Annotated in this window: 15 protein-coding genes and 1 pseudogene; 6 read left to right on the forward strand and 10 right to left on the reverse strand. The window is 70.8% G+C overall.

The annotated features are described in order from the left end of the window. The first annotated feature begins 7 nt into the window (after positions 1-7). On the forward strand, positions 8-349 hold the full coding sequence (locus ASG95_RS12580) for a metallopeptidase family protein (protein WP_082593190.1): 342 nt from the start codon (positions 8-10) through the stop codon (positions 347-349). A gap of 23 nt (positions 350-372) precedes the next feature. Here the strand turns inward: ASG95_RS12580 and ASG95_RS12585 are convergent, their stop codons facing one another. The 5 genes from ASG95_RS12585 to coxB all read right to left on the reverse strand — a co-directional run bounded on the left by ASG95_RS12585 (position 373) and on the right by coxB (position 6,227). Next, positions 373-1,338: an alkaline phosphatase family protein gene (locus ASG95_RS12585; protein WP_057377691.1), complete on the reverse strand. Its 966-nt coding sequence runs from the start codon at positions 1,336-1,338 to the stop codon at positions 373-375. A 115-nt stretch (positions 1,339-1,453) separates the two neighbouring features. Further along, complete coding sequence (locus ASG95_RS12590; protein ID WP_235543837.1) at positions 1,454-2,650, reverse strand: Ig-like domain-containing protein; 1,197 nt, start codon at positions 2,648-2,650, stop codon at positions 1,454-1,456. A 449-nt stretch (positions 2,651-3,099) separates the two neighbouring features. Then, positions 3,100-3,501, reverse strand: coding sequence for a cytochrome c oxidase subunit 4 (locus ASG95_RS12595; RefSeq protein WP_056920742.1), 402 nt, complete (start codon positions 3,499-3,501; stop codon positions 3,100-3,102). Between the two features lie 3 nt (positions 3,502-3,504). Further along, a complete protein-coding gene (gene ctaD / locus ASG95_RS12600; RefSeq protein ID WP_057377692.1) occupies positions 3,505-5,298 on the reverse strand; it encodes a cytochrome c oxidase subunit I in 1,794 nt (597 codons plus the stop codon). Then, a complete protein-coding gene (gene coxB / locus ASG95_RS12605; protein WP_082592580.1) occupies positions 5,298-6,227 on the reverse strand; it encodes a cytochrome c oxidase subunit II in 930 nt (309 codons plus the stop codon). The genes ctaD and coxB overlap by 1 nt, the downstream gene beginning before the upstream one ends. Before the next feature lie 62 nt (positions 6,228-6,289). Here coxB and ASG95_RS12610 point away from each other — a divergent pair, with 62 nt between their 5' ends. Together ASG95_RS12610 and ASG95_RS12615 are read left to right on the forward strand one after the other, a co-directional pair. Continuing rightward, positions 6,290-7,507, forward strand: coding sequence for an aminotransferase class V-fold PLP-dependent enzyme (locus ASG95_RS12610; RefSeq protein WP_235543839.1), 1,218 nt, complete (start codon positions 6,290-6,292; stop codon positions 7,505-7,507). Beyond that, positions 7,504-7,785 (forward strand): sulfurtransferase TusA family protein, encoded by a 282-nt coding sequence (locus ASG95_RS12615; protein ID WP_057377695.1) that lies wholly within the window; start codon positions 7,504-7,506, stop codon positions 7,783-7,785. Before ASG95_RS12610 ends, ASG95_RS12615 begins: the two co-directional genes overlap by 4 nt. Before the next feature lie 12 nt (positions 7,786-7,797). On the opposite strand, the gene aat is transcribed toward ASG95_RS12615, so the two are convergent. Together aat and ASG95_RS12625 are read right to left on the reverse strand one after the other, a co-directional pair. Next, on the reverse strand, positions 7,798-8,481 hold the full coding sequence (aat, locus tag ASG95_RS12620; protein WP_057378898.1) for a leucyl/phenylalanyl-tRNA--protein transferase: 684 nt from the start codon (positions 8,479-8,481) through the stop codon (positions 7,798-7,800). Positions 8,482-8,498: 17 nt separating this feature from the next. After that, a complete protein-coding gene (locus ASG95_RS12625; protein ID WP_056920738.1) occupies positions 8,499-9,485 on the reverse strand; it encodes a carbohydrate kinase family protein in 987 nt (328 codons plus the stop codon). A 90-nt stretch (positions 9,486-9,575) separates the two neighbouring features. On the opposite strand from ASG95_RS12625, the gene ASG95_RS12630 reads away from it, so the two are divergent. Then, positions 9,576-10,301 carry a flavodoxin family protein gene (locus ASG95_RS12630; protein WP_056920737.1) on the forward strand — a complete coding sequence of 242 codons (726 nt, stop codon included), beginning with the start codon at positions 9,576-9,578 and terminating at the stop codon, positions 10,299-10,301. A 131-nt stretch (positions 10,302-10,432) separates the two neighbouring features. Here ASG95_RS12630 and ASG95_RS12635 read toward each other — a convergent pair. Both ASG95_RS12635 and ASG95_RS12640 read right to left on the reverse strand, forming a co-directional pair. Continuing rightward, positions 10,433-10,818, reverse strand: a pseudogene (locus tag ASG95_RS12635) (HesB/IscA family protein); the annotation flags it as partial. Positions 10,819-10,913: 95 nt separating this feature from the next. Then, positions 10,914-12,080, reverse strand: coding sequence for a glycerate kinase (locus tag ASG95_RS12640; protein ID WP_057377697.1), 1,167 nt, complete (start codon positions 12,078-12,080; stop codon positions 10,914-10,916). A 128-nt stretch (positions 12,081-12,208) separates the two neighbouring features. On the opposite strand from ASG95_RS12640, the gene ASG95_RS12645 reads away from it, so the two are divergent. After that, positions 12,209-12,430 carry a hypothetical protein gene (locus tag ASG95_RS12645; protein ID WP_056920734.1) on the forward strand — a complete coding sequence of 74 codons (222 nt, stop codon included), beginning with the start codon at positions 12,209-12,211 and terminating at the stop codon, positions 12,428-12,430. Positions 12,431-12,440: 10 nt separating this feature from the next. Here ASG95_RS12645 and ASG95_RS12650 read toward each other — a convergent pair whose 3' ends face one another. Beyond that, on the reverse strand, positions 12,441-13,220 hold the full coding sequence (locus ASG95_RS12650) for a maleylpyruvate isomerase N-terminal domain-containing protein (protein ID WP_057377698.1): 780 nt from the start codon (positions 13,218-13,220) through the stop codon (positions 12,441-12,443). A gap of 62 nt (positions 13,221-13,282) precedes the next feature. Here ASG95_RS12650 and nadA point away from each other — a divergent pair, with 62 nt between their 5' ends. Next, positions 13,283-14,485, forward strand: a complete 1,203-nt coding sequence (gene nadA, locus ASG95_RS12655; protein WP_235543842.1) for a quinolinate synthase NadA — start codon at positions 13,283-13,285, stop codon at positions 14,483-14,485.

The raw sequence follows: 14,485 nt of genomic DNA on the forward strand, positions 1-14,485 counted from the left end.
GGTCGAGATGGACGCGGCGGAGTTCGAGCTGGCGGTCGGGGATGCGTTGGACGCCGTACCGCCGGAGCTGATGCGGCTACTCGACAACGTGGTCTTCTTCGTCGAGGACGAGCCGCCCGCCGACGACCCGGAGCTGCTCGGCGTCTACGACGGGACACCCCTGACCGAGCGCGGTGACGCGTGGGCGGGCGCACTCCCCGACCGGATCACCATCTTCCGCGGGCCGCTGACCCGGATGTGCGAGGACCGTGACGACCTGCTCGACGAGATCGCCGTGACCGTGGTGCACGAGATCGCCCACCACTTCGGCATCGACGACGAGCGGCTCCACGCCCTCGGCTGGGACTGAGCGTCGACGCGGCGTGCCGCCCGTCAGCGCAGCGGCAGGTGGAAGGTCGTGGCCATCGAGGTGGCGGTCTTCGCGCGTCCGAGCGGCTCGGTGCCGGTGACCTCGGCGTAGAGCCGGGCCAGCGAGTAGTGGTCGAGCCGGGCCGTCACCACCCGGTGTCGTTGGCTGGGGTGCGCCACGACCGTGAGCACCCGGTTGCCGGCGGTCTTGTCGTCCTCGTCGGCGGTGAGCACGACGGCGAGCCGACCGGCCTTCCAGTCCGGGCCGGCCTGGATCCTGGTCATCCACCCCTGGAACCACCGGTCGGCCGTGGCGAGGCTGCAGTCGTGCGCGTCGTGGCACAGGTCGGGGACGACCATCGCGGCGTGCGGCAGGGAGCCCCCGTCGACGGCGGGCCCGAGCGCGGAGACCGGCAGGTCGTACTTGCGGCAGAGCGCCCGCTCGTCGACGAAGTAGGGCCACGGGTTGTGCTTCACGGCGTACCGCCCGCTGGACACCAGGGCGCAGTTGCCGGGCATGGCGTCCACGTAGACCGCGGCCTTGAGCCCCGCCGAGATCGTCCGGCCGAAGACCGAGGGTCCGCGCACGGGGACGTTGTCGGCCGGGGCCTTGTTCGTGGTGACGAGGTGGGTGCTGCCCGACGCGATGGCGATGTAGTTGGGCAGGGACGGGTGGCGCACCCCGAAGTAGCTGGTCGCGTAGCCGTAGGTCTGCGCGAGCTTGTAGGTGTAGGGCATCTGCGCGCGCATCTGCGCGAGCGAGTGGTTCTCGACGACGAAGACGATCAGCTTGCTGACCGGGACGACCGCAGTCGCGGACGAGGCCGCGGACACGGTGGTCGTGGTGGTCGTCGTGGTGCGGGCGCTGGTCGGGCTCGTCGTGGTGGTGGCGGCGCTGCCGACCGCGTCGGCGCCCGACGAGTCGGCACACCCGGCGAGGCCGAGCACGGCCAGCACCGAGCAGGTCACGAGCAGGCGGGTCCGGTGCACCCTTGAACCATGACACACCCGGCGCCGACTCACCGGGCGACACTCGAGGGTCGCCGCCGCACCGGGCGATGACTCGCCGCCTCCGCGCTCCCTTGGCGCCCTCGGCCGGCAAGGCTCAGGCGAGGGCGCTCTGCGCCTTCCACTTCGCGAACGAGTACTGCCAGACACCGATGCCCTCGGTCGGCAGGAACGGGCGGTTGGACCCCTTGAAGGTCACCACGTCACCGACCTTGGAGTTCTCGAACATCCACTTGGCGTTGGCCGGCGACATGTTCACGCAGCCGTGGCTGACGTTGGCGTTGCCCTGGGCACCCACCGACCACGGGGCGGAGTGGAGGTACTCACCGGTCCAGGTGACCCGCAGGTTCCAGTCCGTCTCCTCCTTGTAGTAGCCGGGCTTGCCCTTGGGGATGCCGATGGTCGTCGAGTCCATCGTGACGTGACCCTCCTTGCGGATGATCACCTTGGTCCCCGACCGGGTCTCGGTGGTGGCGCCGGGGCGACCGGTGCTGACCGGGATCACCTTGATGACCTGGCCGCCACGACGGACCGTCATGTGGTGACCCTTGATGTCGACCGTGGAGACCATCGACGAGCCCACCGTGAAGCTGGCGCTGTCGTCGTTGCCGACCCACTTGCCCTCGCCGGTCTGGACGCCGGTCAGCGGCGCGGTGATGGTGACCTTGGTGCCGGGCTTCCAGTAGTACGCCGGGCGCCACATCAGCTGGCGGTTGTCGAGCCAGCCCCACGCCCCGGCCTGCTTGGGCGAGGTGGTGACGGTGACCCGCTTCTCGACCTCGGCGCGCATCTTCGCGGTGGTGACGGCCGAGTCGAACTGGATGCTGGCCGGCATACCGACGCCGATGGTCTCACCGGAGTTGAGGATGCCGTAGGTCGCGGTGACCTTGGGCTTCAGGGTCTTGAAGGTCGAGGTCGTGGTGGACGGCGTGCCGTCCTCGCCGGTGGCGGTCGCGCTGACCGTGTATGCCGCGCTGGGAGCCAGCAGCCCACTGGAGGTCCACGTGCCGTCGTCGCCCAGCTCGCCCGCGACCTTGCGGCCCGTGGCGTCGGTGACGGTGACCTCACCGAGGGTGCCGCTGGTGGCCGTGACCACCACGGGCTCGGTCGGGAGCACGCCCGTGGCGCCCTTGGCCGGCGTGATGGTCAGCTCGGCCGGCGTGGCAGTCGCCGCCGACGACGACGACGAGGACGACGAGGAGCTGGAGCCGGCCACGTCGTCGGTCGCCGGGCTGTCGACGCCGCCCGAACACCCGGCGACCAGGGCCAGCCCCGCGACCATGGTCGCGGCCACGGCCAGTCGTGCCCCTCGAGTCCTACCCACCACGTGTACTCCTGTGCTCTGCGCCGTCGTGGCGCCCTGTGCGTGATCTGAACAGCGTGTCGTGTCGCGTCCTCGGCCACAGCCGCAGGACCCGCCCGACGATGGCCGTCATCCCGACAGACGCCGGACAGGCCTGAATGGTTGGCTATGCAACTGTGTCTGGCCGGGCGATCACGAGTTCGCGCCAGGCCCCCTGAGCCCCAGCCCCCGCAGAGACCGACGGCCCGCCCCTGCGCGGACCGGAGGTCAGTCTACCTGCTCGACGGCGATGCCCCTGACAGCACGAGGACGTTCCTCAACCACGGCACCTGCAGGCAAGCGCCAGCATTACCGCGCAACCGGCCGCTCGGAGGGGGCATGAGAACGGCCGGGGGCGACCCCGCAGGGTCACACCCGGCCGATCGGCCACGCACGCGTGCTCAGACGGCGTGCGGGCCCTTGAAGTACTCGAAGGTCCAGCCCACCAGGGCGACCACGCCGAAGGTGGCTCCGATGATGAACAGCCACCAGCCGACCGCCAGACCCAGGAAGCAGATCGCCGCCGCGCCGGCCAGGGGCAGCGGCCACCAGGAGTGCGGGCTGAAGAAGCCGTACTCACCCTCGTGCTCGGCGATCTCCCCACCGGGGTTGTCCTCGGGGCGCTCGGGGAGCCGGCGGGCGGTGGCCCACAGGTAGAACGCGATCATCGCGCCCAGCCCCGCGGACAGGAACAGTCCGGCCGGTCCGACCGGCTCCTTCCAGTCGGTGAAGATGCCGTAGGCGAGGCCGACGGGGGCGAAGAAGGCCGCCAGGACGATGAAGAGCTTGTACTCGATCTTCACGGGTCAGTCACGCTCCTCGTGGTACCGCGGGTGCTTGTCGTGGTCGTACTCGCCCGTGACGTGCTCCTCGCCCGTGCGGGTCTCGGCCATGATCCGGGTCAGCGTGTCGGGGTCGGCGTGCACACCGGACAGCGGGGCCGCCTCGGGGTGGTGCAGGTCGAAGGCCGGCCGCTCGGAGCGGATCCGCGGGATCGTGTCGAAGTTGTGCCGCGGCGGCGGGCACGAGGTGGCCCACTCCAGCGACGCGCCGTAGCCCCACGGGTCGTCGGTCTCGACCAGCGGCGCGGTGCGCCAGGTCTTCCAGACGTTGTAGAGGAACGGGAGCGTGGACGCCGCCAGCAGGAACGCACCGAAGGTGGACAGCTGGTTCATCCAGGTGAAGCCGTCCTCGGGCAGGTAGTCGGCGTAGCGACGCGGCATGCCGTCGACCCCCAGCACGTGCTGGATGAGGAAGGTGGTGTGGAAGCCGATGAACAGCATCCAGAAGTGGATCTTGCCCAGCGTCTCGTCGAGCATCCGGCCGGTGAACTTGGGCCACCAGAAGTAGAAGCCGGCGAACATCGCGAAGACCACGGTGCCGAACACCACGTAGTGGAAGTGCGCCACCACGAAATAGCTGTCGGACAGGTGGAAGTCGAGGGCCGGGCTGGACAGGATGATGCCGGTCAGGCCCCCGAAGAGGAACGTGACGAGGAAGCCGATCGCCCAGAGCATCGGCGTCTCGAAGGAGAGCTTGCCGCCCCACATCGTGCCGATCCAGTTGAAGAACTTCACGCCCGTGGGCACGGCGATGAGCATCGTCATGACCGCGAAGAACGGGAGCAGGACCTGGCCGGTCGCGTACATGTGGTGGGCCCAGACGGTGACCGACAGGGCCGCGATGCCGATGGTCGCGAAGACCAGGGTCTTGTAGCCGAAGATCGGCTTGCGCGAGAACACCGGGAGGATCTCGGAGATGATCCCGAAGAACGGCAACGCGATGATGTAGACCTCGGGGTGGCCGAAGAACCAGAACAGGTGTTGCCACAGCATCGGCCCGCCGTTGTCGGCCTCGAAGATCTGCGCCCCGAACTTGCGGTCGGCGCCGAGGGCCAGCAGAGCGGAGGCCAGCACCGGGAACGCCATCAGCACGAGCAGGCTGGTGATCAGGATCGTCCAGGTGAAGATCGGCATCCGGAACATCGTCATGCCGGGAGCGCGCATGCAGATGATCGTGGTGATGAAGTTGACCGCACCGAGGATGGTGCCGAAACCACCGAGCGCGAGGCCGAAGACCCACAGGTCGCCACCGAGACCGGGGGTGTTGGAGGCGTCCGACAGCGGCGAGTAGGCGAACCAGCCGAACGACGCCGCACCCGACGGCGTGAGGAAGCCCGCGGAGGCGATCAGGCCACCGAAGAGGTAGAGCCAGTAGGCGAACATGTTGAGCCGCGGGAACGCCACGTCGGGCGCACCGATCTGGATCGGCATCAGCGCGTTGGCGAACCCGGCGAACAGCGGCGTCGCGAACAGCAGCAGCATGATCGTGCCGTGCATCGTGAACAGCTGGTTGAACTGGTCGGGGTTGTCGACGACCTGCAGCCCGGGCTGGAACAGCTCGGCCCGGATCAGCAGGGCGAGCACGCCGCCGAAGATGAAGAAGATGAACGAGGTGATGAAGTAGAGGTTGCCGATCACCTTGTGGTCGGTGGTCGACGCCCACTTGACGACGGTCTGGCCCTTGGTGAGCCGGCGGGTCGCGGTGGCCTCGGTGGACCGGTAGTAGGTCCCGGCGGTCGACTCGGTTGCCGCTGCCATCAGTTGCTCCCTGCGCTCGGGATGAGGTGCGTGTCCTCGTCCATGACCTTGGACGGGTTCAGGCTGTTGTCGAGCTGACCGGTGTTGCCCTGGGCCTTGAGGTCGGCGATGTGCGCGTCGTAGCTGGCCTGGTCGACGACCTTGACGTTGAACAGCATCTGCGAGTGGTAGGCGCCGCAGAGCTCGGCGCACTTGCCCTTGAAGTCACCGGTCTCGGTCGGGAAGACCTGGAACTTGTTGACCCGACCGGGGATCATGTCGAGCTTCTGCAGGAAGGCCGGCACCCAGAACGAGTGGATGACATCGCGCGAGGTCAGGACGAACTCGATGCGCTTGTCGACCGGCAGGTAGAGGGTCGGGAGGTTCTCCTCGGTACCGGGCTCCCCCGTGAGCTCGGCCTGGGTGCCGCTCTCGTAGGTCTGCTCGTTCACGTAGTTGAAGTCCCAGCTCCACTTCTTGCCCACCACGTTGACGACCACGTCGGGGTGCTTGGAGGTGTCGAGCAGGGCTGCCTCGTCACGGGCGGTGTAGTAGAAGAGCACCGCGATCATGAAGACCGGGACGATCGTGTAGAGGATCTCCATCGGCACGTTGTAGCGCAGCTGCACCGGCAGGGTGGTGTCGTCCTTCTTGCGGCGGTAGGCCACCACGCACCAGCCGATCAGGCCCCAGACGAGGACGCCCACGAGCAGCGCGGCGATCCAGGCGCCGTTCCAGAGCGAGGTGACGCGTTCGCCACCCTCGGTCACGGCGCGCGGCAGGAAGCCGTCCTGGACGCGCCCGGCGCAGCCGGAGAGGGCGAGGGCGACGAGCGACAGCCCGAGAGCCGTGGTCGTTCTCCTCTGAGCAGTCCGCCGCCGCTGTGGGCGCGGCGCAGAGACGTCGTGCTGACGCAACGGTGCACCTTCTTCGAGACAGTGATGGGCCATCGCGCCAAACCCTACTCCAGCCGGTGCGTCCCGTCCGGTCAGGGTGCGGCTAACGTCAGGGTGTGGCGAACCCCTCCCCGGACGACGCTCCCAGCGGCGAATCCGACCGTCTCCCCGGGCGTGCAGTCCTTGACGCGGCACCCGGGCCGATGCACCCGCGAGCCAGGGAGACGATGCTCGCCGCGCTCGACGCCGGGTGGGCCGATCCGCGCCGCCTGCACCGCGAAGGACGGGCCGCGCGACGGCTGCTCGACCAGGCCCGCGAGGTGCTCGCCACGGGGCTCTCGGTCAGCCCGTCGGAGGTCGCCTTCGCGCCAGACGGCCCGACCGCGGTCCGCTGGATGACCGACGGCCTCCGGTATGCCGCGCGGCGCCGCGGAGCGCGCGTGGTCGCCTCCGCCGTCGAGCACTCTGCGGTCCTCGTGCCGGGCCGCCATGCGGCCGACGCCGCTGGCGACCCGGCGGCCTTCGACGCGGTGGCCGTCGACCACGCCGGGCGAGTGGACCTCGCCGCGTGGCGACAGGCCGTCGCCGCACCGGGGACGGTGGCCGCCGTCCTCCAGCACGCCAACGGCGAGGTGGGCACGGTCCAGCCCCTCGAGGCGGCCCGCGCGGCCTGCCAGTCCGCCGGCGTGCCGCTCGGGGTCGACGCGCAGGCGTCCCTGGGGCGGACCTCGCCGCCCGAGGCCTATGACGTCCTGGCCGGCGACGCCGCCTCCTGGGGTGGCCCCGGCGGCCTCGGGGTCCTGTTGGTGCCGGGGCGCACGCGGTGGTTGCTCCCGGGGCCGGCCGACCCGGATGCCGCCATCAGCGGGCCCTCGGGCCACACGCCGTGGGTCCCGCTGGCGCTGGCGGCGGCCGAGGCCTGGCAGCAGACCGCGGCCGAGGCCGAGGCCGAGCACGCGGAGGCGTTCGCGCTCGTCGACCTCATCCGGGTCGCCGCCGCAGCGGTCGCCGACGTCGAGGTCGTGGGCGACCCGGTGGGTCGCCTCCCCCACGTCGTGACCTTCTCGGCGCTCTATGCCGACGGGGAGGCACTGGTGCGCGAGTTCGACCGACGGGGCTTCGCGGTCGGCTCGGGCTCCGCCTGCACGGCCAGCACCCTCGAGCCGAGCCACGTCCTGGCGGCGATGGGTGCCCTGACCCACGGCAACGTGCGCATCACGCTGCCCCTGGCCGCCGTGGCACCCGACCGGGCGGCCCAGGTGGGTGCCTTCTGCGCGGTCATCGCCGAGGTGGTCGAGTCGGTGCGGACCGAGCTCGGGGCCAGGCGACTGTGACCGGCCCGCAGCGCCCGGCCGGCGACCAGGACGCGGCGGCCGGCGCCGAGCCCCAGGTCGTGGTGGACGCCCGTGGCCTGCGCTGCCCGTTGCCCGTCATCGAGCTCGCCCGGGCCGCCCAGGGCTCCCCCGCCGGCACCGTCGTCGAGGTGTGGGCGACCGACCCGGCGGCGCGGGCCGACATCCCGGCGTGGTGCCGGATGCGCGGCCAGGACTACCTCGGCGAGGTGGCCACGGACGGCGAGCACGCGGCATACCGGGTGCGCACCGTGGGGTGAGTCCCGCGACCCCTAGGCGGAGAACGCCGGGGGCTCGAGCGCGACGGCCTCGCGCAGTCGCGCGAGGTAGTCGCGACGGGACACCGTGACCACGCCGAGGGTGCGCAGGTGGTCGGTGGCCCACTGCACGTCGATGAGGCGGCGGGGGTCGCCGTCGGCGAAGACGTAGCCGGCGGTGGCCACGACCGCGGCCTTGGACGCATCGGTGACGCGGTGGAACATCGACTCCCCGGCGAAGAGCCCGCCGACGTTGATGCCGTACAGCCCTCCGACGAGCTGGCCGTCCTGCCAGGTCTCGACGCTGTGGGCCCAGCCGAGCGCGTGCAGCTCGGTGTAGGCGTCGATGATCTCGTCGGTGATCCAGCGGCCCTCGCGACTGGGGTCGGCACACGCCTCGACCACCTCGCGGAAGGCCGTGTCGACCCGCATCTCGAAGTGCCGCAACGACTTCTGGAGCGATCGGCTGGCGTGCACCCCGCCGGGCAGCAGGACCCCGCGCGGGTCCGGTGACCACCAGCCGAGCGGCCGCGCGCCGAGCTCACCGAGCCCCATCGGGAACACGCCGCTGCGGTAGGCCTCGATCAGCGTCCCCGCCCGCAGGTCACCCCCGACGGCGACCATGTCCTCGCCGTCGTCCACGTCGCTGAGGTCGAAGACCCAGCTGGTGGGCAGGGGCTCGACCGGCTCGGCGGTCACCACCGGTGCACCGGTCCCTACGGTGCGATGCAGGCGATGTGGGGTTCGATGGCGTCCGCCGACTCCTGGCCGTAGGCGTCCGCCAGCCGCTGGAGGAAGCTCGCCTTGCCCAGCGTGTACTCCTGGGTGCCGACGGTCTCGATGACGTACGTCGCCAGCATCGACCCGAGCTCGGCGGAGTGCCGCAGCCCCAGGTCGGCCGCCAGACCGGTGAGGAAGCCGGCCCGGAACGCGTCACCGACACCGGTCGGGTCGGCTCGGCGCACCTCGCGGGCGACCGAGACCTCGATGGTCTCCTCGCCCTTGCGCTCGATGGACACGCCGTCCTTGCCCCGCGTGATGACCCGGGTGTGCACCCGGTCGGCGATCTCGTCGGCGTCCCAGCCGGTCTTCTGCTCGGTCAACGCCGCCTCGTACTCGTTGGTGAGCAGGAAGTCGGCGCCGTCGATGAGCTGGCGGATGGTCTGGCCGTCCGCGAAGGCGAGCTGCTGGCTCGGGTCGGCCGCGAACGGTATGCCGCGGGACCGGCACTCGCGCGTGTGGCGCAGCATCGCCTCGGGGTCGTTGGCGCCGACCAGGACGAGGTCGAGCCCGCCCACGCGGTGGGCGATGGGGTCGAGCTCGATGGCCCGTGCCTCGCTCATCGCGCCGGCGTAGAAGGTGGCGATCTGGGCCATGTCCTCGTCCGTGGTGCAGACGAAGCGGGCGGTGTGCTTGGACTCGGACACGTGCACCGAGTGGCAGTCGACGCCATGGCGCTCGAGCCAGCTGCGGTAGTCGGCGAAGTCCTCCCCCACCGCCCCCACGAGGATCGGTCGCTGGCCGAGGTTGGCCATGCCGAACGCGATGTTCGCTGCCACCCCGCCCCGGCGGACCTCGAGGTCGTCCGCGAGGAACGACAGCGAGACCTTGTCGAGCTGCTCGACGACGAGGCTGTCGCGGAACCTGCCCTTGAAGGTCATCAGGTGGTCGGTGGCGATGGAACCCGTGATGGCTATCTGCACGGGACGAAAACCTACCTGTTGTGGAGGTTCACCGCGCGCAGCGCGCTCCGAGCCATTGCCGCGACGGACCGCAGGGGGCACAGTCGGTCCATGACCGAGCCCGAGATCGCCGCCTTCGACTTCACCGGCCTGCGCGCCACCTTCGTCAACTGCACCCTCAAGCGCTCGCCCGAGACCAGCAACACCCAGGCGCTGGTCGACATCAGTGCGGGCATCATGCGCAAGCACGGCGTCGACGTCGAGCTGATCCGGGCCGTCGACCATGACATCGCCACGGGTGTCTACGTCGACATGACCGAGCACGGGTGGGACCGCGACGAGTGGCCGACGCTGTTCGCGCGGATCCTCGACTCCGACATCCTCGTGGTCGCCGGGCCGATCTGGCTGGGCGACAACTCCAGCATCACCAAGCAGGTGATCGAGCGCCTCTACGCCGGCTCGTCGATGACCAACGCGGCGGGTCAGTACGTCTACTACGGCAAGGTCGGCGGCGCGATCATCACCGGCAACGAGGACGGCATCAAGCACTGCTCGTCCAACATCCTCTACAGCCTGCAGCACATCGGCTACTCGATCCCGCCGGCTGCGGACGCCGGGTGGATCGGCGAGGCGGGACCCGGTCCGTCGTACCTCGACCCGGGCAGCGGCGGCCCCGAGAACGAGTTCACCCAGCGCAACACCACGTTCATGACCTGGAACCTCATGCACCTCGCGGCGCTGCTGAAGGCCGCGGGCGGCTTCCCGGTCGGAGGCAACCAGCGCACCGAGTGGGACGCGGGTGCCCGGTTCGACTACCCGAACCCCGAGTACCGCTAGCGCTGGTCCTGTGCCGACAGACGAGCGAAGGGCCCGGCACCAGTGGTGACGGGCCCTTCGACGGTGCTCAGCTGCTGTGCTCGATCAGCTGCTGTGCTCGATCAGCTGCTGTGCTCGATCAGCTGCTGTGNAAGGAGTCGCCGCAGGCGCAGGAGCTGCCGGCGTTGGGGTTGTCGATGGTGAAGCCCTGCTTCTCGATCGTGTCGGCGAAGTCGATGCTCGCGTTCTCGAGGTAGGGGGCGCTCATCCGGTCGACGACGACCTCGACACCGTCGAAGTCGCGGACGAGGTCACCGTCGAGGGTGCGCTCGTCGAAGTACAGCTGGTAGATGAGGCCGGAGCAGCCGCCGGGCTGGACTCCGACGCGCAGGCGCAGGTCGTCGCGACCCTCCTGCTCGAGCAGGGACTTCACCTTGGCGGCAGCGACATCAGTGAGGAGCACGCCGTGCGTGGCCTCGGCGGGCGCCTCGGTGGCGTCGACGGTGGTCGCCGCAGCGGTCTGGTCCTGAACACTCATGGTGATGCGTCCTTCATGTCGGTGGAGGTCGGCCACTGGTGCCAACCCACGGTTCGCGCGAAATGTTCCCCGCGCCACTCCACTGTACGACGCGCTCAGGCGGGAGGGGACCAGGTGGCCGCCACTCGGGCGGTTCGCGCCGCGAGTGTGCCGACCGGATCGGTCATGGCCGCCTCCACCTGGGCGGGCGTCTCGGCCACCGCATAGCTCCCGGACAACCCCAGCGTCATGGCCTCCCGGCGACCCACGAGCGCCTGGCCGGCGATCACGACGCTGGGGGTGGCCGTCTCGAGGGCGAGCCCCGCGACCCCCGCCACGACCTTGCCCTGCAGGCTCTGCCAGTCGAAGGAGCCCTCCCCCGTGACCACGAGGTCGGCCGCCCGCAGCAGCTCGCGCAGCCCGACCGCCTCGAGGACCTCCCCCACGCCACTGACCCGGGTGCCGCCGAGCAGCAGCAGCGCGTAGCCCAGTCCGCCTGCGGCTCCGGCGCCGGGCGTCTTGTCCAGCCGCCTGGCCGTGCCGGTCAGCAGGTCGGTCTGCTCGGGCACCGTGCGCCGCACGACCTCGACGAACCGCCCCAGCGCACCCTCCAGGGCCTGGGCCACCTCCGGCGAAGCCCCCTTCTGGGGACTGAACACCGCACTGGCCCCCTGGAGCCCGAGCAGCGGCGACTCGACGTCGGTGGCGAGGACGAGCTCGACGTCGCGGAACCGCTCGCGGGCCTCGACCAGCCCCGGCAGCGCCGTGTCGGAGATCTCCGCGAGCGCCAGCCCACCGCGCGCCAGGTCGTGGGCCGCGCCGGCACCCAGGGCCGCCAGCAGGCCGGCACCCGCGTCGTTGGTGGCGCTGCCACCGAGACCGACGACGATGCGGCTCACGCCTTCGGCGAGGGCTGCTTCGAGCAGGCGTCCCACGCCCCACGTGCTCGTGAGGGCAGGGTTGCGTTCGTCGGCCGCGAGCAGGTGGAGGCCGGCCGCCTGCGCCGACTCGAGGTATGCCGTGCGGCGGCCACCGTCGTCGACCACCAGCAGCGCTGCGGGCACCTCACGGCCGAGCGGGTCGGTCACGGTCACCGCGAGGGTCTGCGCCTCGGGCCGGGCCCCCGCGAGGACGTCGAGGAACCCCGGTCCACCGTCGGACAGTGGCCGCAGCGTCAGGAGGTCGTGCGGTGCGCTGGCGGCCCACCCCTGGGCCATCGCCTCCGCGGCCTGCTGGGCGGTGAGGGTGCCGGTGAAGCAGTCCGGGGCGATGACGACGTGCACGGTCCCATCCTTCCAGTCCGGGTGCGGGTGACAGCGGCGGGACAAATTTGCCCCCGTTGAGCACGGATTGAGCGCAAATGCCCAGCGCGGTGGAGGCGGCTGGCGGCAAACAGGTCCACACTAGACAGATGCGCCCCCGTCAGCCCGCCAAGAAGCCCCACCTGCCCAACAGCCCCTTCCGCGCCGCAGAGGTCCCCGTCATCCCGGACTTCGCCGTCAACGACCGGGTCACCCACGACCGGCACGGCCTCGGCTCGGTCGTGCGGGTCACCGGCGACCGGATCCACGTGCGCTTCGGTGAGAACACCGTCAGCGTCGCGATGTCCAGCAGCAAGATCCACCCGCTCTAGGTCAGCCCACCTACGGCACCAGGGCGGCAGCCAGCAGCCGGCGGGCGGCTGCCTCGTCGCCGTCCGCCGAGAGCTCGGCAGCGTCGGCGCGGTGCCAGAGCGAGAGGTAAAGCTGGGTCGCGGGTCCACTGACCCGGGCGACCCCTCCCTTCGCAACCCCGTCGACGAGCACGACGGCTCCCTCGACCATCCGAACGGTCCACGACGCCTCGATGTCGGTGCAACACAAGGCGATCGGCTCAGGCGCGGGGATCACCTCCAGCGGCGCGCGGTCCGCGTGACGGACCAGGCTGCGAGGGGCCATCACCTCGAACACCTCCGCCACGCCATCGGCCGCCTCCTGTGGAGTGAGGCCGGGGACCTGCCCCACCGGACCGGACACCGGCACGCGACCAGCGGCCTGCAACGCGTCGACGTGGTGCACCGTGGTCTCGTGGAACTGGCGACGGCGCCAGAACCCCGCGGTCCGGTGGGCGGGGTCTGCCGAGAAGCTCCACGAGGGGTGGTCCGGAGGCAGCCCGGCCAGGGTGGACACGATCGATTCGGCGCACGCGGCATACCAGTCCCCGAGTGGCTGGTCGCGGTCGCGCCGCGGGTAGGGGTCGGGAGGGGCGCCCTCGCGCGCGCTGTGGGCGGCCCAGAGGTGGACCCGGCCGAGGTGGTCGACGAGGTCGGTCACGGACCAGCCGGGGCAGGACGGCACCGCCGCTGCCAGGTCGGCGGCCCGCACCGTGGCGAGCATCGCCGAGGTCGCCGTCCCCAGGGCGGCCAGCGCGAGGTCGTCGTCCATGGGCGCGACCCTAGCCCGGCGGCCGGCGCTGGGCACCAGACCGCACGGCATACGATCGGTCCGTGAGCACTCCTGTGACGCAGTCGGACTCCCGTCCCTCCCCTCTCCCGCTGCTGGTCCTCGGTCGGGGCACCGACCTGCACACCGAGCGCGGCGTGGAGTGCCCTGGCGACCTGCCTGCCCCCTCCGACCCGGGGCTCGTCGAGCGCGCCCGCGCGGCCAAGGCGGCCCTCGGCGACCAGGTGTTCGTGCTCGGGCACCACTACCAGCGCGACGAGGTCATCGAGTTCGCCGACGTCACCGGTGACTCCTTCAAGCTGGCCAAGGACGCAGCCGCGCGGCCGGACGCGCCGTACATCGTGTTCTGCGGGGTCCACTTCATGGCCGAGTCGGCCGACATCCTCACCAGCGACGAGCAGACCGTGATCCTGCCCGACCTGGCGGCGGGGTGCTCGATGGCCGACATGGCCGCGATCCGGCAGGTCGAGGACGCCTGGGACGACCTGGTCGAGGCCGGGGTCGCGGACCGGACCATCCCGGTCACCTACATGAACTCCTCCGCGGCGATCAAGGCCTTCACCGGCCGCCACGGCGGCACCATCTGCACCTCCTCCAACGCGCGCACGGCCCTCACCTGGGCCCTCGACCAGGCCGGCGAGGGCGGCAAGGTGCTCTTCCTGCCCGACCAGCACCTGGGCCGCAACACCTACGTCCGCGACCTCGGCGGCGAGCTCGACGGGTGCGTCGTCTTCGACCCGCACAAGCCGATGGGTGGCCTGACCCGGCAGGAGCTCGAGGACGCCACGATGATCCTGTGGCGCGGCCACTGCTCGGTGCACGGGCGGTTCAGCCTCGCCGCGGTCGAGCAGGCCCGGCGCGAGATCCCCGACGTCAAGGTGATCGTCCACCCGGAGTGCCAGCACGAGGTCGTGGAAGCCGCTGACGAGGTCGGCTCGACCGAGAAGATCATCAAGACCATCGCAGCCGCCCCGGCGGGCACCAAGTGGGTCGTCGGCACCGAGCTCAACCTCGTGCGGCGTCTCGCCGCGCAGTTCCCCGAGCAGCAGATCTCGTTCCTCGAGAAGAACGTCTGCTACTGCTCGACGATGAACCGGATCGACCTGCCCCACCTCGTGTGGACCCTCGAGTCACTCGTGGCCGGCCGCGTCGTCAACCCGATCCGGGTCGACCCGGACGTGGCTCACCACGCCCGGGTCGCCCTCGACCAGATGCTCGCCCTCCCCGGGGAGACCCACCGGGACTAG

It is taken from the genome of Phycicoccus sp. Soil803, assembly GCF_001429685.1.
GTDB lineage: Bacteria > Actinomycetota > Actinomycetes > Actinomycetales > Dermatophilaceae > Pedococcus.

Bases quoted from the DNA above. Each gene is read 5' to 3' on its own strand.
- ASG95_RS12630 (WP_056920737.1), top strand. From the start codon at position 9,576: ATGACCGAGCCCGAGATCGCCGCCTTCGACTTCACCGGCCTGCGCGCC.
- ctaD (WP_057377692.1), bottom strand. From the start codon at position 5,298: ATGGCAGCGGCAACCGAGTCGACCGCCGGGACCTACTACCGGTCCACC.
- ASG95_RS12650 (WP_057377698.1), bottom strand. From the start codon at position 13,220: ATGGACGACGACCTCGCGCTGGCCGCCCTGGGGACGGCGACCTCGGCG.
- ASG95_RS12580 (WP_082593190.1), top strand. From the start codon at position 8: ATGGACGCGGCGGAGTTCGAGCTGGCGGTCGGGGATGCGTTGGACGCC.
- ASG95_RS12645 (WP_056920734.1), top strand. From the start codon at position 12,209: ATGCGCCCCCGTCAGCCCGCCAAGAAGCCCCACCTGCCCAACAGCCCC.
- coxB (WP_082592580.1), bottom strand. From the start codon at position 6,227: ATGGCCCATCACTGTCTCGAAGAAGGTGCACCGTTGCGTCAGCACGAC.